This window comes from Croceicoccus mobilis (genome assembly GCF_001661965.1).
Taxonomy (GTDB): Bacteria; Pseudomonadota; Alphaproteobacteria; order Sphingomonadales; family Sphingomonadaceae; genus Croceicoccus; species Croceicoccus mobilis.
On sequence record NZ_LYWZ01000022.1, the window covers coordinates 343,083 to 363,081 of the forward strand.

16 protein-coding genes are annotated in these 19,999 nt (G+C 61.1%); 5 read left to right on the forward strand and 11 right to left on the reverse strand.

What is annotated here, in order from left to right:
• Nucleotides 1-4: 4 nt before the first annotated feature.
• The 7 genes from A9D13_RS09170 to A9D13_RS21085 all read right to left on the reverse strand — a co-directional run bounded on the left by A9D13_RS09170 (nt 5) and on the right by A9D13_RS21085 (nt 5,802).
• Nucleotides 5-631, reverse strand: coding sequence for a TadE/TadG family type IV pilus assembly protein (locus A9D13_RS09170; RefSeq protein ID WP_229665207.1), 627 nt, complete (start codon nt 629-631; stop codon nt 5-7).
• Nucleotides 631-1,140, reverse strand: coding sequence for a TadE/TadG family type IV pilus assembly protein (locus A9D13_RS09175; RefSeq protein WP_066772699.1), 510 nt, complete (start codon nt 1,138-1,140; stop codon nt 631-633). Before A9D13_RS09175 ends, A9D13_RS09170 begins: the two co-directional genes overlap by 1 nt.
• A complete protein-coding gene (locus A9D13_RS09180; RefSeq protein ID WP_066772701.1) occupies nt 1,137-2,822 on the reverse strand; it encodes a TadE/TadG family type IV pilus assembly protein in 1,686 nt (561 codons plus the stop codon). Before A9D13_RS09180 ends, A9D13_RS09175 begins: the two co-directional genes overlap by 4 nt.
• A gap of 26 nt (nt 2,823-2,848) precedes the next feature.
• Nucleotides 2,849-3,181 (reverse strand): hypothetical protein, encoded by a 333-nt coding sequence (locus A9D13_RS20960; RefSeq protein ID WP_156521983.1) that lies wholly within the window; start codon nt 3,179-3,181, stop codon nt 2,849-2,851.
• Nucleotides 3,171-4,547: a type II and III secretion system protein family protein gene (locus A9D13_RS09190; protein ID WP_229665209.1), complete on the reverse strand. Its 1,377-nt coding sequence runs from the start codon at nt 4,545-4,547 to the stop codon at nt 3,171-3,173. The genes A9D13_RS20960 and A9D13_RS09190 overlap by 11 nt, the downstream gene beginning before the upstream one ends.
• 4 nt (nt 4,548-4,551) lie before the next feature.
• Nucleotides 4,552-5,427 carry a Flp pilus assembly protein CpaB gene (gene cpaB / locus A9D13_RS09195; RefSeq protein WP_066772707.1) on the reverse strand — a complete coding sequence of 292 codons (876 nt, stop codon included), beginning with the start codon at nt 5,425-5,427 and terminating at the stop codon, nt 4,552-4,554.
• A gap of 153 nt (nt 5,428-5,580) precedes the next feature.
• Nucleotides 5,581-5,802, reverse strand: a complete 222-nt coding sequence (locus tag A9D13_RS21085; RefSeq protein WP_066772708.1) for a Flp family type IVb pilin — start codon at nt 5,800-5,802, stop codon at nt 5,581-5,583.
• Between the two features lie 710 nt (nt 5,803-6,512).
• Here A9D13_RS21085 and A9D13_RS09205 point away from each other — a divergent pair.
• Nucleotides 6,513-11,327: an NAD-glutamate dehydrogenase domain-containing protein gene (locus A9D13_RS09205; RefSeq protein WP_066772710.1), complete on the forward strand. Its 4,815-nt coding sequence runs from the start codon at nt 6,513-6,515 to the stop codon at nt 11,325-11,327.
• 23 nt (nt 11,328-11,350) lie between these two features.
• Here the strand turns inward: A9D13_RS09205 and A9D13_RS09210 are convergent, their stop codons facing one another.
• Nucleotides 11,351-11,815 carry an Lrp/AsnC family transcriptional regulator gene (locus tag A9D13_RS09210; RefSeq protein WP_066772718.1) on the reverse strand — a complete coding sequence of 155 codons (465 nt, stop codon included), beginning with the start codon at nt 11,813-11,815 and terminating at the stop codon, nt 11,351-11,353.
• A 103-nt stretch (nt 11,816-11,918) separates the two neighbouring features.
• Here A9D13_RS09210 and phhA point away from each other — a divergent pair, with 103 nt between their 5' ends.
• From phhA to hmgA, 3 genes are read left to right on the forward strand one after another with little or no spacing between them, the layout of a single operon-like run.
• A complete protein-coding gene (phhA, locus tag A9D13_RS09215) occupies nt 11,919-12,791 on the forward strand; it encodes a phenylalanine 4-monooxygenase (RefSeq protein WP_066772720.1) in 873 nt (290 codons plus the stop codon).
• Complete coding sequence (gene hppD / locus A9D13_RS09220; protein ID WP_066772723.1) at nt 12,788-13,888, forward strand: 4-hydroxyphenylpyruvate dioxygenase; 1,101 nt, start codon at nt 12,788-12,790, stop codon at nt 13,886-13,888. Before phhA ends, hppD begins: the two co-directional genes overlap by 4 nt.
• A 20-nt stretch (nt 13,889-13,908) precedes the next feature.
• On the forward strand, nt 13,909-15,195 hold the full coding sequence (hmgA, locus tag A9D13_RS09225; RefSeq protein WP_066772724.1) for a homogentisate 1,2-dioxygenase: 1,287 nt from the start codon (nt 13,909-13,911) through the stop codon (nt 15,193-15,195).
• A 6-nt stretch (nt 15,196-15,201) separates the two neighbouring features.
• Here hmgA and A9D13_RS09230 read toward each other — a convergent pair whose 3' ends face one another.
• Nucleotides 15,202-16,050 (reverse strand): Crp/Fnr family transcriptional regulator, encoded by an 849-nt coding sequence (locus A9D13_RS09230; protein WP_156521984.1) that lies wholly within the window; start codon nt 16,048-16,050, stop codon nt 15,202-15,204.
• A 179-nt stretch (nt 16,051-16,229) separates the two neighbouring features.
• On the opposite strand from A9D13_RS09230, the gene A9D13_RS20470 reads away from it, so the two are divergent.
• A complete protein-coding gene (locus tag A9D13_RS20470) occupies nt 16,230-16,511 on the forward strand; it encodes a hypothetical protein (protein ID WP_156521985.1) in 282 nt (93 codons plus the stop codon).
• Nucleotides 16,512-17,185: 674 nt separating this feature from the next.
• Here A9D13_RS20470 and A9D13_RS09235 read toward each other — a convergent pair.
• Both A9D13_RS09235 and A9D13_RS09240 read right to left on the reverse strand, forming a co-directional pair.
• Nucleotides 17,186-17,593 (reverse strand): 2,4'-dihydroxyacetophenone dioxygenase family protein, encoded by a 408-nt coding sequence (locus tag A9D13_RS09235; protein WP_066772728.1) that lies wholly within the window; start codon nt 17,591-17,593, stop codon nt 17,186-17,188.
• 28 nt (nt 17,594-17,621) lie between these two features.
• The gene (locus A9D13_RS09240) at nt 17,622-19,850 is read right to left on the reverse strand and encodes a TonB-dependent receptor (protein WP_066772729.1); all 2,229 of its coding nucleotides are present in this window, start codon (nt 19,848-19,850) and stop codon (nt 17,622-17,624) included.
• Nucleotides 19,851-19,999 lie beyond the last annotated feature (149 nt).

A 19,999-nucleotide genomic window follows, 5' to 3' on the forward strand; every position in this document is an offset into this window, starting at 1 on the left:
AACCTTAATTCGAGAAATCGCCGACACCATCTTCCATTGTCAGGGTGTAGCTTAAGTCTGGCAGACCAAAGTTAAATATTCCTGCAAGAAAGATCGGACGGAAGTCCACATCCTTGATCGTGACAGTTACCAGAGGATCGACATCGCTGCCAAAAGGATCTCCGGAGTATCCCAATCCGGACCAGTCATAGTCCACTTCGACGTTTTCATTACCGACGCCCGCATAAATCTGATTCATGCGGCCAACAAGATTATCAAATGAGTCGCCATTAGTTGCAGTACTAAAACCGCAGGCCACCTTACAACTGCAAGTAACAGCGCCCGCAGCGGTACTGGTACATTTCACGCCGGGAAAAGAACTCTTGGGAACAGTTTCACCTTGGGGGATACCTCCTGACACAGCAAAGCTGTAATTCTTGAGGCCGGTTGCGGTGTCGTCACCGGGGATAATATCCGTGGCGACGGCCCAGCGGGCGCCTATCTGGACGGCTTTTTCCAGTTCGTTGGTGTTCCAGATGAAGCGTCCGACATCGATGATGCCCAGCAGGAACAGGATCATGACCGGAACGATCAAGGCAAATTCGACCGCAGACGCCCCGCGCTGATCGACAGTCAGGTTGCGCAGCCGCATCATACGCCTGCCACCGCGGCTTCAGCCTGGGCGCGCACCTTGACGTTACGAGTGTCGAAGCCGAGCAGGCCGATGATCGCCGGATAGGCAACGACGGTGCTGACCGTCACGATCGGAGCGCCGTCTCCGGCTTCGGAATAAAGGCCGGTTTTCGTCCCACTGTCGCAGCTGATCGAAATGGTGATGTTGGAATTCACCCACCCCCTCACCTTGGGAATGCTCGTGCCGGCGGGATTTCCCGTGCGAACAACGTTCTTGATATTGTCGATCGGGATATCGGTGGTGCCGGCCATTGTTCCCGCGCTGCAATCGACGCCGGTAAAGGGCAGGCGGGCGGCATAGCGGGCGCCCTGCCGAACGCCTTTGATCACCTTGTGCTCGGTCCACATGTAATAGCCGCCTTCAAAGGCCGTGAACATCAGCGCAAAGACGATCGGCGTGGCGAGCGCCATCTCGACGCTTGCGACACCGCGCCGGTCGGCGCGCAGACGGCGCAGGAACCCGATCATTCGATCAGGAAGGGCTTGTCCTTACGGACAGTCCCCCCCGTGGTGCTGCCGGAACCCAGCTGATTGACGTTGATGACCTCCATGTAGAGGCCGTCCTTTACCGATCCGTTTTCACGGTCGTCGACGATGGGTTCGACAAGGAACATGTCCATCCATTCGCCGATCTCGACGGGGGTCGACTTGCCCGACAAGGACGAGCAATTTGTGACCACTGCCACCGTCAGCACACGGCGTTCGGGCGTGCTGTTGCTGATACCGCTGTTTTTCGCAGTACTGCAAAGCGGTGATGCCACCTGCTTGCCCGCGGTGGGAAGAGAACCTGTGACCCCAAGCTCCCACAGATAGGTCTGGTAACGGGTCATCGTCTTGGCGCCTGCGGGCGGCGTAACCCCGGGATGGTTCGTGGCCCAGTAATCGCCGCGCCCCCACACGCCATTGCCGACGCGATTATCGTCATCATTTGCGCTGCCGCAATCTGTCCCGGTGTTGCCCCGGTAGCTTTCGTAATGGCAGTTGTCGCGCGGCAGGCCCATGGCCGTGATCGACGGCGTGTTCGACGTGTCGTTATAGACGTTCATGTCGTTATAGGTCGTGGTCGATGCGATCGGCCAGAACTGCTCTTCATTGGGCGGCAGATACCATCCGTTCTTGTTCAGCTTGCAGGCATTGGCCGACGTCGTGCCGTTGCTGTCGCGGATCAGGTCCTTGACCGTGTTGGACGCCGAAGGGCACCCCCCCGAATTGCAGGCCGCTAGCGGGTTGTTGCCGTTCGTGGTCTGCTGGAAATCATAGATGTCGAATCGGGTGTTGATGGCGTCATACAGGCCCTGCGCATTACCCGTTTCAGGCGACGTTCCGCCGACCGGCGAACAGTCGAACGGCAGATCGTCATAAGCAAGAGCGCGGATCAGGTCCTGCACCTGTCCGGTGCCGATTTCGAGGAAGCCGAAATCGCCGGGCGCCCAGGAACTGACCTGCGTACTGGTATCATACGGGTCGGGCTGCCCACCTGTCTTGGTCGTGTTGTTGCCGTGGCCGGTCACCTGAATGCCATAACCCGGCAGCAGGCGCTGCGTGATGGGAAGAGTGCTGTCGGGCTGCGGATCGCAGATCATCAGCGGCGGCACGTCGCAGATGGCGGAACCGATGCTGGCGACCGCCCGTGCCGACATCCGCGCGAATATTGCGCCGACAATCGGCGTAAAGGCATATCGCGCCGTGCGCGAATCCACCGACACGGCCACGATTGCCGCATCCGCGTCGTTTCCGGCGAGCGTGTTGGAGGCCGGATTGGAATAAGAGCTGTAGAAGGTGATGTATCCGCGATTCCCGCAGTAATCCTCTTCATCACCATCGGCCGCATTTCCCGAATTCACGGTAACGGCATTGCGGGCGAGACTGCCATCGTCAGGCGCAACATTCGAAAGCAAGGTGATATTGTCCAGCAGGCTCACGGCAGCCTTGTCCGCACGGGCGCAGGCGGTCAGTTCGCCGTCCAGCTGGGTCGCCGCGGCCAGGGCGGCCTGATCAGCCGCGTTCTGCAATTCGGAGTCCATGCCCGCCATACGGGCATAGTCGAAACCGACGCCGCCGATGGCGATCAGCCCGATCAGTGCGACCGCGTAAATTCCAGCGACCGCCCCATTCTGATCCTTACCGAATGTCCGCAGTTTCCCCCGCATGACCAGACACCATTTCCCTTTCCAGACTAGTAGCCGCCACCGCCCGAACCACCGCCCGAGCCGCCGCCACCGCCGCCCATGCCGCCACCCATGCCGCCACCCATGCCGCCACCGGACTGGCGCGGCTGTTCAACCTCGCCTTCGCGATATGCCTCGACCGCACCGGAAGCGACTTCACCGGATGTCGTCATGTCTTCGTCATACTGAGGATCGGGATCGACCACCATCGCGGCGAAGGTCTGACGATTGGCTTCGCCGAACGCCTCTGGGTCGAATTTTCCCGCTTCCTGACTGCCGTAATAGGAGCAACCGCCGGTCGAGAGCGCCGCCAGCGAAAGGACCATCAGCTTAATATTCATAATCGGGTTCCCCTGCGTTCGAGGCCGGAGCGCGCGGTGCCAAAGGCACCGGCTGGTAGTCGTCGCCCACGAGATGCGTATCGAGCGGATCGGGATCTTCGACGCGGTCTGTCGGCAGCACGACCTGTTCAGGCCGGATCGGCTTTACCAGGCGCGGCGTGACGACGATGAGCAGTTCGGTCTGACCCTTCTGAAATTCCGTCGACCGGAACAGGGAACCCAGGATCGGGATCGAGCCGAGAAGCGGCATCTGCGAAACGGACGTCGAAATGTCTTCGCGCAATAGGCCCGCAATGGCGAAGCTTTCGCCGTCGCGCAGCTCCAGCGTGGTGCTGGCACGGCGAGTCTGAAGGCCCGGCACCGAGATGCCATTGACCGATACCGATGCCGATGCGTCAAGCGAGCTGACCTCAGGCTCAACGACAAGGTTGATGACATTATTGCCAAGCACGGTGGGCGTGAACCCAAGGCTGACGCCGAAAGTCTTGAAGCTGACGGTCACGGCATCGCTGTTGTTGCCAGCACCGCCCGCGACCGGGATCGGGAATTCGCCGCCAGCAAGGAACGATGCAGGTTCGCCCGAAAGCGCCACCAGCGTAGGCTCTGCCAGCGTCTTGGCCATGCCCTTGCCTTCCAGCGTATCGAGGTAAGCCTCGATATTGAGGTCGCCGATATCGAACAAGGTGCGAATGATGCCGAATGCGCCTGTAGGCGCCGTGACCGACAGATCGCCAGCCGAACCTGCCGCCGCACCGGGGCCCAGTGCAACGGAGAAGTTTCCATTGTCGCTGGTACCGAAACCGCGCGCGCCAAGCTGGCTGCCCACGTTGCGATTGACCTCGGCAAAGCGGACCTCGAGCATGACCTGCTGGCTGCCACCCACAGAAAGCAGATTGATGACCTTTTCGGCGGCGAAGGCTTCCGCGATCCGGACGGCACGATTGGCCGCGCCTGCGTCGCTGACGACGCCCGAAAGGATGACCGAACCTGCCGAAAGGCGTGCTTCGATCTGTTCGTCGGGAAGCAGCGTGGCGAGTTCCTTGCGCACGCCGTCGACATCGGGCCCGACCGTCACGTCCATGATCGCGATGACCGAATTGGAACGGTCATACAATGTCAGGCTGGTCGTCCCCGCCGACTTGCCCAGCACATAGATCGAGCGATCCGAAATCGGCAGGACATCCGCGATCTCGGCATTACCGATCATCGCCCGGCCGATGGCCCGATCGCTGCTGACGACCTGGCTCTTGTTGATCGGAACCTCAAGGTCGCCGGCGTGCAGCCCATAATCCTGTGCAGCAGCGGGTGCGGCCATAGGCAGCGATGAAGCGAAGGCGAGTGCCGCCGCGATTGCATAGTTCCTCATCATGTCACCTCCCCCCAAGGCCACTGACGGAATAATTGGTCGTATCGGTACCGCGGATAACCGTCATCCTCGGCCCTGCCGCCCGCGCCGGAGCGGGAGCGCCCCCACCGGCCATGACCGGGCCCGACGGCCCGCGCGAAGGCGCGGACACGAAAGCTGCCCGCGGGCGAGGATTATAACCACTGCCGATATCGCGCGCCGTAACAGCGACGCCCGGACCCGGTTCTTGATGCTCAACATTGCGCAGGGCGAGGCTCAGCTGACCCATCTGCCTTGCCAGCGTAAGCTTCTGTGCGTCGAACTGATCGACCATCACGGTGACATTGCCGCCCACACCGGGCTGGGTCGCGTTCTCGCTCGCGATCTGGTCGACGGCAAGAACCTGCACATTCTCCATGATCACTTCGACACGGCGGTTTTCATCCTCGCCGCGGGTCATCATGATATCGACAATATCTGCCGGGCGGACGAAACCCGAAACCTGGGTCGTCGCATTCACCGGGAATGAAATCGCGCGCATGCCGTCAGGCAGCTTCGCGGAAAGCACCGCGCGGCCACTGAGCTTGTCGGCAAGGATCGGTTCGCCCGGAACGATCGGGCGCAGGACGACATGGCCGCCCTGGATCAACTCCTCCACCGAGAAGAATGCGCCGGCCGGAACCGATGTGGACGGAAAATTCTGCATCCGCACGTTTTCGGTCGTGATGGCCCCGCCGAAATCCATCGGCTGCGTCGCGACCACGATGCGGGAGACTTCCTGCTGGGCGGCAAGCCGCTCCTGCTCTTTCTCGACGCCCGAGAAATAGGAGTTCGCCAAAACCACCGCGATGAGGCCAAGCCCCACGGCGACGAGCAAGAATATCCAGTTTCTGCCAATCATCCCCTGCGCGCCCCCCTAGCCGCGGTTGTTGTATTAATTGCCTAACACGCACCTTTAACCGGGAAAAGTGTAAGAGTGCTTACTGTCCCGATTGTGGGCAAAGAAAAACCCCGCCGTCCATTTGGAACGGCGGGGTTTTTGCTTATTTCCGACTTAGCAGGTGCTTGTAGCCGGATCGTAAGCACCGGCAGTACCGGTAGCGGTGTTGCACTCGTAAACATCAGTCGCAGCGTTACCCACAGCCTGCTCGACGTTCGCGCCCAGGACCAGCGCCGCAGCGCCGATGCCGACGCCGACGACGGCAATGATCAGTGCGTATTCAGCCGCCGAAGCGCCCGATTCGTCAGCAACGAAGTTCTTGATGAAAGTCTTCATGGTTCAATTCCCCTCTTGTGCATCTTCCGATCGATGCACATCCGTAGATAAGTAAAGGTTCCGGCCTCTATTTCCGGCTTCCCCCCATGCCGCAGGTCAATCCGAGTAAAATGGCGCAACCCCCTAATAATGTTGCGCCCCCCGAAAAATGCGCTTCAGCGCCATCCCCTTGGACTGACTTGAATTTGCGGTTTGCGTGGGAAATCGTCAATCTTAATAACCTTCGGAACAAAACCCCCGGCAGATCAGCATGTTACGCCCTGAAAAACTCTAACAACCCCTGTTATTCGGGGAGCGCGTGTGAACCGTCTTGCTTCATCTGAGAAAATTTCACGTTTTTTCAGTATTTTAGTTTCAAAGAGAAATTGTCTGAATGGTTAATGTTCCGGCATGGGACGCAATAACGGCGTTTACCCTCGAAATTTACTGTCATTTGTCGTGATGGCTCGGGGATTTACTGCAATGCAGCAGGATGCCCCTCGCGAATCACGATCCGCGCCATTGTCCGAAGCGGTGGCCAGATCCCGTGTGCGAATTCCTCTTTGATATCGGGCGTAGGACAAAGCGTCACACCTGCTTGGTATCGCGGGGCGATAGGCGCTAAGCCGCTCGGCATAAGGCACGGGCCGGGAACGAGTCCCGCCCCGCGCCAGTACCAGACAGGTCGGGCACGAAGATCCGGCGACACGCAGAATGCTTGGAGGAATGGAATGGCAACCGAGGCCAAGGCCGGTAACAAGGCCCAAGGCAAGTCCGCTGGGGGCAAGTCCGCTGGAGGCAAGTCCGCTGGGGGCAAAACCGCGGCGGGCAAATCAGCGCGGGGCAAAAAGGCCAGGAGCACGAAGGCCCAAAGCGCGCTGTGCGAACATATTCGCGCCTCCCTGCTCAAAGGTGAGGTTCCGCTGGCGGAGAGCGAGCTGGCCTCGATCGCCGACTTCCTGATGGGCGCCGCTGCCGAGAGGACACCGGGCGAACCGCAGATCAAGCTGGAAAGCGCCAGTGAATCGCACCGGCTGATGCGGCTGGCCATCATCAATGACGACATGCCATTCCTGGTCGATTCCATCGCATCGACTCTGGCGGCGCAGGGGCTGGTGGTGGATCGCCTGCTGCACCCGGTCGTCCCCGTGCGCCGGGACGGGAAAGGCACGCTGGCCGAGGTGCTGAGCGGACCCGGCGAAGGCGAGCTTCGCGAATCCATGGTCTATATCGAGACCGCGCGTATCGACGCCCGCGCCCGCCGCGAATTGATGAGCGCGATCAAGAACACGCTGGCCGACGTGCGCGCTGCCATAGAAGACTGGCGCAAGATGCAGGTCGCCATGGCCGAGGACGCAGCCCGCATCGCCGATCCGGAGGGCGCGGCGCTGCTGCGCTGGCTGGGTGATGACATGCTGACGCTGCTCGGCCATGTCACGCGCAAGCGTGACGGCAGCAATACGAACCGCCTTGGCATCTGCCGCAAGAGCACCAAGGCGATCCTCGCCGATGCATCCTTCGAACGCGCCTTCGCCTGGTTCGACCAGTCCGGCGAGGCCAATCGGGGTCACGCGCCGCTAATCGTGAAGGCCAATGCGGTATCGCGCGTGCATCGCCGCGTGCCGGTCGATCTTTTTATCGTTCCGATCATCGAAAACGGAACGATTGCCGCCCTGTCGGTCCATGCCGGCATCTGGACGAGCGCGGCGCTTTCCTCTCCGCCTGACCGCGTGCCGCGCATGCGCCAGCAACTTGCCCGGCTGATGGAAACACTGGGCTTTGATGGGGCGGCCCATACCGGCAAGGCGCTGATCCACGCGCTGACCGAACTGCCGCACGACCTCCTCATCGGCTTTGACGAGCACGACATCGAACGCGTCGCCACCGCGATGACGAGCCTTGCCGACAGGCCGCGCCCGCGCCTGACCATCGTGGAAGCGCCGCTGGCGCGGCATCTTTTCGTTTTTGTCTGGCTGCCGCGCGACATGATGTCGACCTCGGTCCGGCTCAATATCCAGTCCATGCTGGAAGATGAAGTCGGGGCCGACACGCTGGACTGGAGCGTGCAGATCGAGGGCGGCAATCTCGCCATGATCCGCTTCGTACTCGACATAAGGCAGGTCGAGGGCGAGCCGGTCGAGGGCGATCTCGATGCCCGGCTGCAGGTCATGCTGCGCGGTTGGAGCGAGGCGGTCGAAGGCGAGCTGGCGCAGATCGACGATCCATCGCGGGCGGCCGCGGTCGCCATGCGCTATGCCAATGCCTTTCCCAGTTCCTATCGCACGCATTACGGCGCGCTGGAGGCGGCCCGCGACATTTCGCGCCTGCGTCACCTGTCACCCGTAACGGGCGAGGGGATCGCCGATGCGCCGCCCGCGCGCGCGGTCAGGCTGTATGTGCCCGAACATGTCATCGCCGGCGCGGACGAACCGCTGCGCCTGAAGGTCTATCAGCAGACCGGACAGCTGCCGCTGTCGGACGCGGTCCCGGCGCTGGAGAATTTCGGCTTTCGCGTGGTGTCCGAAATTCCCACGCCGCTTGATGGCAATGATCTTGGCATCATTCATGACTTCGGCCTCGGCCTGCCCAGCGGAGAGGTGGCGGAAAGCCTGATCGACCGCGCCGAGCCGATCGAGCAGGCGATTGCATCCGTCCTCAACAATGCGGCCGAGAACGACCAGTTCAACCGCCTCGTCATTTCGGCCGGTTTGAGCGCAAGCGAAGCGAACTGGCTGCGCGCCATGTATCGTTATTTCCGGCAGGCCGTGGTGGGCTACACCATTGCCTCGGCGGTGGGCACGCTGGCGCGCCATCCCGGCATCACGCGCCATCTGCTCGATCTGTTCCGGGCGCTGCACGACCCCGCCTTCAAGGGAAGCCGCGAAAAGGCCGCCGACGAAGCGCGCGAGGAGATCCGCATCGCCTTGCTGCAGGTCGATCTGATCAACGACGACCGCCTGCTGCGCCTGTACCAGAGCCTGATCGAGGCGATCCTGCGCACCAATGCTTTCGCCCCGGCGGCGGACGAAGCGCTCGCCTTCAAGATCGATTCCTCGCAGGTGCCCGGTTTGCCCAAGCCCGTGCCATGGCGCGAGATCTTCGCCTATTCGCGCCGGGTGGAGGGCATCCATCTTCGCGCAGGCCCCGTCGCACGCGGCGGCCTGCGCTGGTCGGACAGGCGCGACGATTTCCGCACCGAGATCCTGGGCCTGATGAAGGCGCAGCGCGTGAAGAACGCTGTCATCGTGCCAACCGGCGCGAAGGGCGGTTTTTATCCCAAGCAATTGCCCGACCCCGCGCGCGACCGCGCCGGATGGGCAGCCGAGGGACAGGCAAGCTATCAGCTTTTCATCCGCACCCTGCTTTCGGTCACCGACAATATCGTCAAGGACAAGGTCGTGCATCCCGATGCGGTCGTATGCCGCGATGGGGACGACCCGTATTTCGTGGTCGCCGCCGACAAGGGCACGGCCCGCTTCTCCGACGTGGCCAACGCGATTGCCGAGGACGAGGGCTTCTGGCTGGATGACGCCTTCGCCAGCGGCGGGTCGCACGGCTATGACCACAAGGCGATGGGTATCACCGCGCGCGGCGCGTGGATTTCGGTCCAGCGCCACTTCCGCGAAATGGGCGTCGATGTGCAATCAGAGCCGGTGCGCGTCGTGGGCTGCGGCGACATGTCGGGCGACGTGTTCGGCAATGGCATGCTGCTGTCGAAGGCGATCAAGCTGGTCGCGGCCTTCGACCACCGCCATATCTTCATCGATCCCGATCCCGACCCGGCCAAGGGCTGGAAAGAACGCAAGCGCATGTTCGATCTGCCGCATTCGAGCTGGGACGATTACGACAAGTCCCTGATCTCGAAGGGCGGCGGCGTATTCGCCCGCACGATGAAACGCGTGCCGCTATCGAAAGAAGCGCAAGAGGCGCTGGGCATCGAGGAAAGCGAGATCGAGCCCGACCGCCTGATCGCGGCCATCCTCGCCGCGCCCGCCGACCTGCTCTGGTTCGGCGGCATCGGCACCTATGTAAAGGCGTCGAGCGAGGTGAACGCGCAGGTTGGCGACCCGACCAATGACGCACTGCGCATCAGCGCCAGCGAGCTTCGCGTAAAGGTCGTGGGCGAAGGTGCGAACCTTGGCATCACGCAGGCCGCGCGGATCGAGTTCGGCCTGAATGGCGGACGCATCAACACCGACTTCATCGACAATTCGGCAGGCGTCGACTGTTCGGATAACGAGGTGAACATCAAGATCGCCTTTGCCGCCGCACGCCGTGCCGGTCGCCTTTCGGAAGAACGCCGCAACACGCTGCTGGCCGAGATGACCGACGAGGTCGCGGATATCGTGCTGGAAGACAACCGGCTTCAGGCTTTAGCGCTTTCGGTGGCTGAACGCGGTGCGGCCAATGTCACGGCAAGCCATTTGCGCGTGATGGAAATGCTGGAGGAATCGGGCGATCTCGATCGCCGGACCGAAGGGCTTGCCGACAGTGAGACGCTGGGCCGCCGCGCCGGCGAAGGCAAGGGGCTGACCCGTCCCGAGCTGGCCGTGCTCCTATCGTCTGTAAAGCTCAGGCTGCAGGCCGCGATCGAGGATAGCGATCTGCCCGACGATCCGGGTCTGGAGGGGCTGCTCTTCGCGGCCTTCCCCGAACCGATGCGCAGCGATTTCAAGAGCCAGATCGCGGGCCACCGCCTGCGGCGGGAAATCATCGCGACGCAGCTTGCCAATGCCATCGTCAACCGGCTCGGCATCGTGCATCCGTTCGAACTGGCTGAAGAGGAAAGCGTCCCCCTCGCCCAGATCGCAGCAGCCTATGCGGTGGCAGTCAGCCTGTTTGACGTCGATGCGCTCTGGGAACGTATCGAGCAGGCGAAGATGCCCGAACCCGCGCGCCTCATGCTGCTCGACCACCTGGCCAGCGCGGTGCGCGGGCACATGGCCGACCTGCTGCGAGCGGACATGGGCCGGGTGGCGCCGTCGACCACGCTGAAGCGCCTGTCGGGCGATATTGCCGCGCTGGGGGAAGGCACTGCCGAGCTTCTGGCGGAAGATACGCGCATCAGCTCCTCCCGCCTGTGCGAGCGTTTTACCGAAGCGGGCGTGCCGCAGGCGAAGGCAGCTCTCGTTACCCACATGTTCGAAATGGACGGTGCGGTCGGCCTTGCCGATCTGGCGGTGGATCGCGGCATGGAAACGCGCAGCCTTGCCCGCGCTTTCACCTTGCTGGGCGAGCTGCTCGGCCTGCATTGGGCGCAATCGACGGCAGCGCTGATGGACCCGTCCGATCCATGGGAGCGCCTGCTGGTCGCGGGGCTTTCACGCGATTTCCAGCAGATGCGGCTCGATTTCCTGCGCGGCCTGTCGCGCAGCAAGAAAGCCAAGTCCGATCCGGTCGGTGCGGTCGAAAGCTGGGTGGCGGAACGCGAAGGCTCGGTCCGCCGCTTCCGCTCCATGATCGAACGCGCCCGCGGCACCAGCCCGATCGCGCCCGCCATGCTGGCGCAGATCGCCAGCCAGGCGCGCAATCTGCTGATGCGCTGATGAAGAAAGCCGCTCGGCACCTGCTATTCCAGCGGCGGCGAGCGGCTTTCCTTCACCGCTTCCAGCGCGATGATCGATTTGACGTCGCGCACCCCGTCCAGCCGCACCAATGTCTTGAGCGTGATCTGCGAGAGATGCTCCACATCGCGGGCGATGATGCGCAGGATGTAATCCATATCGCCTGTCACCGCATGGCACGACACGACATAGGGGTTGTCGCGGATCGCATTTTCAAACCGCGCGATATTCTTGTCGGAATGTGATTTAAGGTTGATGAGCACATAGGCTTCGAGTTCAAAGCCCAGCTTGCGCGCATCGAGTACCGGCGCGTAGCCGGCGATGATCCCCTCATCCTCCAGCTTTTTCACGCGCCGGCTGACCGGGGTGGCGGACAGGGTCGCGCGCTCGGCGACGGCAGCGATGGGCATGCGCGCGTCTTCCTGCAAGGCAGTAATGATGCGCTTATCGAAAACATCAAGGCGAGACATTTCACCACTATAGTCACGATTTCTGGTGAATTCCACTCCATGCCGAATGAGGGGCAGCAATCTTTGCACGGAACTCGGGGCGGGCCTGTGGTATTTAATAGGTATGGAGAGGCCAGACGCAGAAAACAGCACGAGCGGCCTGCGCGGCGATTACTCGCAGGCGCGCGCCGACTATACCGTACCCCAGGACCACGCCAGCTATGGCGAGGCTGAGCATGACCGCTGGCGCCGCCTTTACGCGCGGCAAGTCGCTTTGGCCGATCGCCACGCAGCCCGCGCCTATCGCGAAGGGCTGAAGCGGCTGGATTGCGCGGATGGCATTCCCGATTTCGCCGATGCCAGCGCGATCCTGACCAAGGCGACCGGCTGGCAAATCGTGGCCGTTCCGGGTTTCATCCCGGACGAGGTTTTCTTCGACCACCTGGCCAACCGGCGCTTTCCCGTCACGCGCTGGATCCGCGAAGAGGATGAACTCGACTATCTGGTCGAGCCCGACGTCTTCCACGATTTCTTCGGCCATGTGCCGATGCTGCTGGACCCGACCTTCGCCGATTTCATGGCGGCCTATGGCGCAGCGGGCGCACGGGCGCGGGAAATGGACGCGGTCGACATGCTGGCACGCATCTATTGGTACACCGTCGAATTCGGCCTGATCGAGGAAGAGGGCGAGATCCGCGCCTATGGCGCAGGCATCGTCTCTTCCGCGGGTGAGACCGTGTTTTCGACCACGGACCCCGATGTCATCCGGCTGGCATTCGATCCCGTCCGCATCATGCGCACCGCATACCGGATCGACGACTTCCAGAGCACCTATTTCGTGATCGACGATCTTGACCAGCTGATGGGCGGTCTCGTCGATCTGGATTTCGGGCCGATCTACCAATCTTACCGCGAGGAAGAACCCTTCCCGCCCGACGAGATCCAGCCCGGCGACACGCGAATTTCACTGAACAAAACCGAGGATGCCACCCAATGACCGACCTCTTCGAAAACCCCATCGGCCTCGACGGCTTTGAATTCGTCGAATTCTCCGCGCCCGAAAAGGGCATGCTGGAACCTGTGTTCCAGGCCATGGGCTTTACCCATGTCGCCAACCATCGGTCCAAGGACGTGCAGCTCTGGCGGCAGGGCGACATCAACCTCATCACCAATTACGAACCCGGCTCGCCTGCATGGTTCTTCAGCCGCGAACACGGGCCCAGCGCCTGCGGCATGGCGTTTCGCGTGAAGGACGCGCGCCGCGCCTATGAGGAACTGCTCGACCGGTCGGCTGAGCCGGTACAGCTGGAAACCGGCCCGATGGAACTGCGCCTGCCGGCCATCCGCGGCATCGGCAACGCCATCATCTATCTGGTTGATCGCTATGAGGGCGGCGCAAACGGCGATCTGTCGATCTATGACATTGATTTCGAATATCTGCCCGGCGTCGACAAGCACCCCAAGGGCGCAGGCTTTGAGCGCATCGATCACCTGACGCATAATGTCTATGGCGGCCGCATGGCCTATTGGGCCGATTATTACGAAAAGCTCTTCAACTTCCGCGAGATCCGCTATTTCGATATCAAGGGCGAATATACCGGCCTGACGTCAAAGGCACTGACCGCACCCGACGGCAAGATCCGCATCCCGTTGAATGAGGAAGGCGAAGGCGGCAAGGGCCAGATCGAGGAATTCCTGCGCGAATTCAACGGCGAGGGCATCCAGCACATCGCCTTTATCTGTGACGATCTCGTTTCGGCATGGGATTCGCTGAAAAAGACCGGCGTCCCCTTCATGACCGCCCCGCCCGAAACCTATTACGAGATGCTGACCGAGCGGCTGCCCGGCCATGGCGAGGATACCGAGGCATTGAAAGCCCGCGGCATCCTCCTCGACGGCACGACCGAAAGCGGGAGCCCCCGCCTCCTCCTGCAGATCTTTGCCGAAGCGAATGTCGGCCCCGTCTTCTTCGAATTCATCCAGAGGAAGGGCGATGACGGTTTCGGCGAGGGCAATTTCAAGGCGCTGTTCGAAAGCATGGAGCGTGACCAGGTTCGCCGCGGTACGCTGAAGGTGGACGAAAAGGCCGACTGAGCCGACCGGGAGAGCGGGCGATGAGCAATTACCAGACCGGCTTCGGCAACCATTTCGCCACCGAGGCGGTAAAAGGCGCGCTGCCCGTGGGCCGCAACAGCCCGCAGCGCCCGGCCTACGGCCTCTATGCCGAGCAGTTCTCGACCACGGCATTCACCGCGCCACGGGCCGAGAACCGCCGGTCGTGGCTCTATCGCCTGCGCCCCGCTGCCAGCCATCCGCCGTTCGAGCCCTTCGACATGGCGCCCCGTTTGATCAGCGCGCCTCTGCACGGCGGAGCGGTAAACCCCAATCGGCTGCGGTGGAGCCCGCTTGCCATACCGGACGCGCCGACCGACTGGCTGGATGGGCTGACCAGCTATGCCGTGAATGGGGATGTCGGGACCGGTGCGGGAATCGGCGTCCATCTTTATGCCGCGAATTGTTCGATGAACCGGCGTGCCGCGCAGTTTTCCGACGGTGAACTTTTGATCGTGCCGCAGCAGGGGGCGCTGGCCATCATTACCGAACTTGGCCGCATGGACGTGCCGCCCGGGCATATCGCGCTGATACCGCGCGGGATGCGCTTTTCCGTCACGCTCGATGGTCCGTCGCGCGGCTATGTCTGCGAGAATTACGGCGCGCCTTTCCGCCTGCCCGACCTTGGTCCGATCGGGTCCAACGGGCTGGCCAATCCGCGCGACTTCGAAACGCCGGTAGCCTGGTTCGAGGATCGCGATGGCGAATACGAGCTGATCCAGAAATTTCAGGGCCATCTCTGGCGCACGGTTCTCGATCATTCCCCCTTCGACGTGGTCGCCTGGCATGGGAACAGCGCGCCATGCCGCTTCGATCTCGCTCGTTTCAACACCATCGGCACCGTCAGTTTCGACCATCCCGATCCGTCGATCTTCACCGTGCTGACCAGTCCTTCCGACCAACCGGGCACCGCGAACTGCGATTTCGTGATTTTCCCGCCGCGCTGGATGGTCGCGGAAGACACGTTCCGCCCGCCATGGTTCCACCGCAATGTCATGAGCGAGTTCATGGGGCTGATCCATGGCATCTATGACGCGAAGGAAGGCGGCGGTTTCGAACCGGGCGGAGCGAGCCTTCACAACCAGATGAATGGCCACGGACCCGATGCCGACAGCGCGAAAAAGGCGATGGAGGCCAAGCTGGCTCCGGTGAAGCTGGACGATACGCTGGCCTTCATGTTCGAAAGCCGTTGGGTGCTGCGCCCTGCCCCGACAGCCATGTCGGCCCCCGAACTGCAAGGCGACTACGATGATTGCTGGTCGGGCTTTCCGAAAGCGGAGCTGCCCTGATCCGGCCTAGCCGTAATAGAAATGCCGGTAATCGAGCGCCGACTCCAGCGCGGCAGTATCGCCCATGCGGAACCGTTTTCCCCTTCGCTCCAGCATGCCGTCGGTTTGCAATTTCTTGAGCGTACGCGACACATGCACATCTGTCAGGCCGGTCAGGTCGCCGAGCTCGCGCAAGGTCAGCGGCAGCGGCAGCCACTCGCCCGGATCGGTGGCGAGCGACAGTTCCTCCCGCAGGTCAAGCAACACGAGCGCGAGTTTTTCTGCCGCCGGCAGGGAAATCAGCCCCCGATTACGCTGGGCCGTGCGTCTGGCCCGCGCATCCCCGTCCTGCTTGAATAGCAGTTCCAGTTCCGGCTTTTCATGCAGGGCGTCTGCCAGCCGCGCGGCATCGAACACGGTGACGCGTGAGCCGCTCTTGAAGGCAAGGTTCAGCCCTTCCTCTGCGACCGCAGCCGAACCGAAACCGCACAGGGCCCCTGGCCCGAACATGTCGCCGATATGTCGGCGTCCGTCGGGATATAGCGTAAAAGAATAGGCAAAGCCGCTTTCCAGCACGAGAACGGGGTGATCCTCGCTCTTGTGTCGCCAAACCGGTTCATCACGGTCGAGGCTTCTGAGCTGTTGGAACGCGTGGTTGAGCGGCGTCAGGTCCGCGCCCGGCGAGAAACGGTGCAGGCGTCTGACAAGGGTCGCCATCGCGACCGAGGCCTCCGGAGCGAGCCGGCCTTGCCCCTCTTCATCATCGTGAAGCCCTTTCTGCACAGAGCCCGTCCCACAATTGTTAAACCGATGTGGGCCACCATCCGGACAGGAGAAAACCGCGCCGGAAATCCATCGCGAGAAGTCGTCCAGCAATTGAATGACAAGTCCACTTGTAATGTTCTTAACATCCGACGTTACGTGATTGCAAGCTAACGGAAGTTAAGCTTGATGAGGATTGCATCCATTTCGAATGTTTTTTGGGATTACTGCCCAGCGCCGCAATTCTGACACAGCACGGTTCATCGGCGAATCCGGGATGAAGCAACCTTTCGATGGACACGCCGCTGCGTTCAACCGTGTGCGACCTCGAAAAGCAGCAAGGATGGATGCCGGCACTGAAGATCATTGGCTTGAATCGAAATATGGTGAGCCCTGCTCGGTTCATCATTTCCATCAAAATCAATTACTTCCTTTGGCTACCCCCCCTACCCGACCGGCCGAATCCTGCGCCATCCCAAAATTTTTGGCTAACTATTCCTGGCGGTATCGACCACCGGAAGACAAAGAAAAACCGCTGGAAGGGCGGCAACCCTTCTCAGCGGCAATTTTCATAGCGCGTCAGCTATAAGCAGTTTCTACGGAAGCATCGTCGGCATCGCAAGCTTGGCCTTGGAGCCCAGGCTATGAGCGTTTCTGGCCGCCATACCGGCTTACCTGCCGGACAATCAAAATCTGACCTTCTTCAAGTCCTGCAGGACCTCGGCCGAAAAGGATTGGGTTTAACGCCATCCGCTTTTGACCTGCTGATGTTTTTTGTCGACGTGCGAACCGTGTGGACTTCTTTCACGGCTCAATCTGCATATCATGGATGCGCGTTGGACGGATAGCACGAGAGACAACGCGGAAAATTACAGCAAGGGTTCTCTCTCCGTACTAACGCCTAGAATACTTAGGAAATGCCTAGAATCAGTACCCATTGACGGGCGGGAGGCGACGTGATTGTGCTTTGCACGCCTTCGGCTCCAGGCTCCGGGAGGAGATTGATCTTGAGCGACCCGTATTGGCTGACGGACGAGCAAATGGCGCGCCAGACCGGACAATAATGGGCACTCAGATCATTGGAGAATTTCCGTTCCCCTGCTCTGCTGATGTCAGCTATTCGCCCCAAACCCGGTCATTCGAGTGCGCTCAAAACTCTATTGAAGACCGCCGATCGTTCCCGCCATACCCGATGGCGGCTTTGCGACAACACAAACGCTTCCAGGAAGGCTTCAATTGGCATTGAGAATCAGCCTCTCGGCACTTCTGGATTTTGGAGGCTTTCCAGCAGATAGTTGTCCAGGATCGATATCACGTTGTCGTCGTCATCGAGAAACAAGACCGGTCCGAAGTTAGAGAAGTAAAGCTCGGTGTACTCGGTGAAAGTCGTCTCCTCATGAACGACTCCCAGCGGTTCATAGCCATAAGTGCCCTCCACCGCGCTTCCCATGCGGTAGTCCATGCGCCCTTTGACGACGTAGTATTCGCCTGCTCCGTAATGCTTGTGGCGGGCAAAGCTGGCACCTTTCTGTCCCCTGATCAGGACAGTCCAGCGACCTGTCTCGTTGCTGCTGAAAAGGACTTGGATGTCGATCCCCTCGGCCAGCTGCAGCCATTTGCGATCTTCCTTGGGCACGAGGCATTCGTCGATGCTCATCTCTCTTCTCCAGAAAATATTGTGCTGATCAAAAGCGCGCGATGGCCTCAACGCCCCAGGTGGGACGTTCGCCGTAGTAAAGCGGGATGAAGCCGAAATCGCGTAGGTCGGTCGCGTCCATCAGGAACTTCTCGCCGAACACGTTCTTGGCCCATGCGGCAAGTTCCCAGCCACTGTCTTTTGCGGCCAGCTTGGCGCGCAGATTGACGAGACCGTGGCCATCGCCGCTCGACACTTGCTCGTCCTCACCATTGTTGAAGTACCGCTTGCCGGTGTAGTTGTATTCGGCACGCAGTCCCGCCTCGAGATCCGAGGAAATCGGAAAGGTATAGGCCGCGAACGATGACATCGTGAACTTCGGCGCATTGGGCAGGCGATTGCCCGAAAAGTCGCGCGGCTGGCCGGTCACCGGATCGACCGCGCCCGAGGTGTAGTTCTTGTATGTCGCGTCGAGCAGGCCGAAGTTGAGCCCCAGCGAAAGCGGTTCGACCGGTTCGGCAAGGATCTCGACTTCCAGCCCCTTCACCGTCGCATCGGCCGCGTTATCGAGGCCCAGCGTCGGCACGCCATTGCCCTGCTGGTTCACGCTCAGTACCTGCAGGTCGGTATAGTCGTAGTAGAACGCGCTGGCGTTAAATCGCACGCGACGGTCGAACAGGGTCGATTTAATCCCGATTTCGTAGGACGTCAGATATTCGGGTTCGACCTTGGTGCGTTCGGCCACACTGGTGATGATGCCAATGTTGAATGTGCCGGATTTGAACCCCTTGGTGACAGAGGCGTAGGCCATCACATCATCGGTAACGTCGTAGTCCGCAGCCAGTCGCCAGGAGAACGCCTTGAAGATATCCGAAAGCTCGGCATAGGGCACCAGATCGATCTCAGGCCCATTGGGTACATCGTCATCGAAATATCCGGGGACCAGAAACGCGCGATGCGTTACATCGACTTTATCCCAGGTATAACGCCCGCCGATCGTGAGGCCCAAGCGGTCGGTAACACCGTAGCTGACTTGTCCGAACACGGCGTAGCTCTTGTTGTCACGCGTCGCATCGGTCCGCAGCGGAATTGCCCCCTGGGCAAAGGTAAGCTCCCCGATGAGGTCCGCCGCAGAGACGTTCTCAAGGTTTTCGTCGAAATAAAAGAGCCCTACGATGGCATCGAGGCCGTCTTCCGAGTAAGATAACTGGAATTCTTGGCTGAACTGCTCGGTTTCGGTCTTATTCGTGATTTCATCGATCCGCAGGGGGCTGCCGTCCACATCGACGCGGTTGTCGACTTCGGTGTCGTCATATCCGGTAATCGATTTGAGCGTCAGTCCGCCGCCTAGCCCGATCGTGACGTTGAGCGAAGCCCAGGCGTTGTCTGAATAGTTGCGGCTGTCGCCATTGAAGTTCAGCACGGACCAGTCGTCGGGTGCGGGATCGGAATAGCCGAAGATGTTCGCGCCGCCCGCTGTGCCCAGCGGTTTGGGGTGGAAATAGTCGGACCTGTCGCGCCCCGTTCCGCCCGATAGGCGCAGGTCGAGATCGGAATGCGGATTGTAGCGCAGGATCGCCCGTACTGCCGCCTCGTCCACGTCGATCGCCCTGTCGCCGGTGAACAGGTTAACGCGTTCGCCATCGCGGCGGCGCACGATGCCCGATGCGCGCATCGAAAGCCCTTCGGCCAGCGGCATGGTCACCGCGCCTTCGGCCTCGAACAGGTCGAACCTACCGTAACCCGCCCGTGCATAGCCTTCGAAGTAGTCGCCCGGCAGGCGGGAGATGTAGTGAATGGCGCCGCCCGTCGTGTTCTTGCCGAACAGTGTCCCCTGCGGCCCGCGCAGCACCTCGATCCTGTCTACGTCGAACAGCGCAAACATCTGACTGCCTGTCGCCGCCACCACGACATCGTCACGATAGATCGAGATCGGCCCGACGGACGATGAATTGAAATCGTTGTTGCCGACGCCTCGGATGAAGATGTTCGGAACGCCACCGAAAGTCTTGATCTCGAGGTTCGGGACATTGTCGCCAATGGCTAGGCTGTTGGTCAGCCCCGCCTCCGCAATCTGGTCACCGCCTAGTGCGGAGACCGCAATCGGCACGTCCTGAAGGCTCTGCTCGCGGCGCTGCGCCGTCACGACGATCTCGGCAATGCCGCGTTGCTGGACCTGTGCGTCGTCTTCGTCCTGCGCAAAAGCGGGCGTCGTCAACGCGCTGGCGCACATCAAGGCTGCGGCTGCTTTCAGCGTCGCGGTGCCGGTCTGTTTCATTATTCTCTCCCCTGCGAACGCGGCCGTTATCGTCGGCCTGCGCGGCTTTTTGGCAGGTTTCGTCTATAATACCGGCCGGGACATTGCTTGACCGCCAGCGACCAAAGCAAAGCATTTGCGTGAACAGGGCGAAATGCCCGAAAACTCCG

Excerpts from the sequence above, each read along its gene's own strand:
- A9D13_RS09170 (WP_229665207.1), bottom strand. The coding sequence starts at position 631 with ATGCGGCTGCGCAACCTGACTGTCGATCAGCGCGGGGCGTCTGCGGTC.
- A9D13_RS09175 (WP_066772699.1), bottom strand. The coding sequence starts at position 1,140 with ATGATCGGGTTCCTGCGCCGTCTGCGCGCCGACCGGCGCGGTGTCGCA.
- A9D13_RS09180 (WP_066772701.1), bottom strand. The coding sequence starts at position 2,822 with ATGCGGGGGAAACTGCGGACATTCGGTAAGGATCAGAATGGGGCGGTC.
- A9D13_RS20960 (WP_156521983.1), bottom strand. The coding sequence starts at position 3,181 with ATGAATATTAAGCTGATGGTCCTTTCGCTGGCGGCGCTCTCGACCGGC.
- A9D13_RS09190 (WP_229665209.1), bottom strand. The coding sequence starts at position 4,547 with ATGAGGAACTATGCAATCGCGGCGGCACTCGCCTTCGCTTCATCGCTG.
- cpaB (WP_066772707.1), bottom strand. The coding sequence starts at position 5,427 with ATGATTGGCAGAAACTGGATATTCTTGCTCGTCGCCGTGGGGCTTGGC.
- A9D13_RS21085 (WP_066772708.1), bottom strand. The coding sequence starts at position 5,802 with ATGAAGACTTTCATCAAGAACTTCGTTGCTGACGAATCGGGCGCTTCG.
- A9D13_RS09205 (WP_066772710.1), top strand. The coding sequence starts at position 6,513 with ATGGCAACCGAGGCCAAGGCCGGTAACAAGGCCCAAGGCAAGTCCGCT.
- A9D13_RS09210 (WP_066772718.1), bottom strand. The coding sequence starts at position 11,815 with ATGTCTCGCCTTGATGTTTTCGATAAGCGCATCATTACTGCCTTGCAG.
- phhA (WP_066772720.1), top strand. The coding sequence starts at position 11,919 with ATGGAGAGGCCAGACGCAGAAAACAGCACGAGCGGCCTGCGCGGCGAT.
- hppD (WP_066772723.1), top strand. The coding sequence starts at position 12,788 with ATGACCGACCTCTTCGAAAACCCCATCGGCCTCGACGGCTTTGAATTC.
- hmgA (WP_066772724.1), top strand. The coding sequence starts at position 13,909 with ATGAGCAATTACCAGACCGGCTTCGGCAACCATTTCGCCACCGAGGCG.
- A9D13_RS20470 (WP_156521985.1), top strand. The coding sequence starts at position 16,230 with ATGGACACGCCGCTGCGTTCAACCGTGTGCGACCTCGAAAAGCAGCAA.
- A9D13_RS09235 (WP_066772728.1), bottom strand. The coding sequence starts at position 17,593 with ATGAGCATCGACGAATGCCTCGTGCCCAAGGAAGATCGCAAATGGCTG.
- A9D13_RS09240 (WP_066772729.1), bottom strand. The coding sequence starts at position 19,850 with ATGAAACAGACCGGCACCGCGACGCTGAAAGCAGCCGCAGCCTTGATG.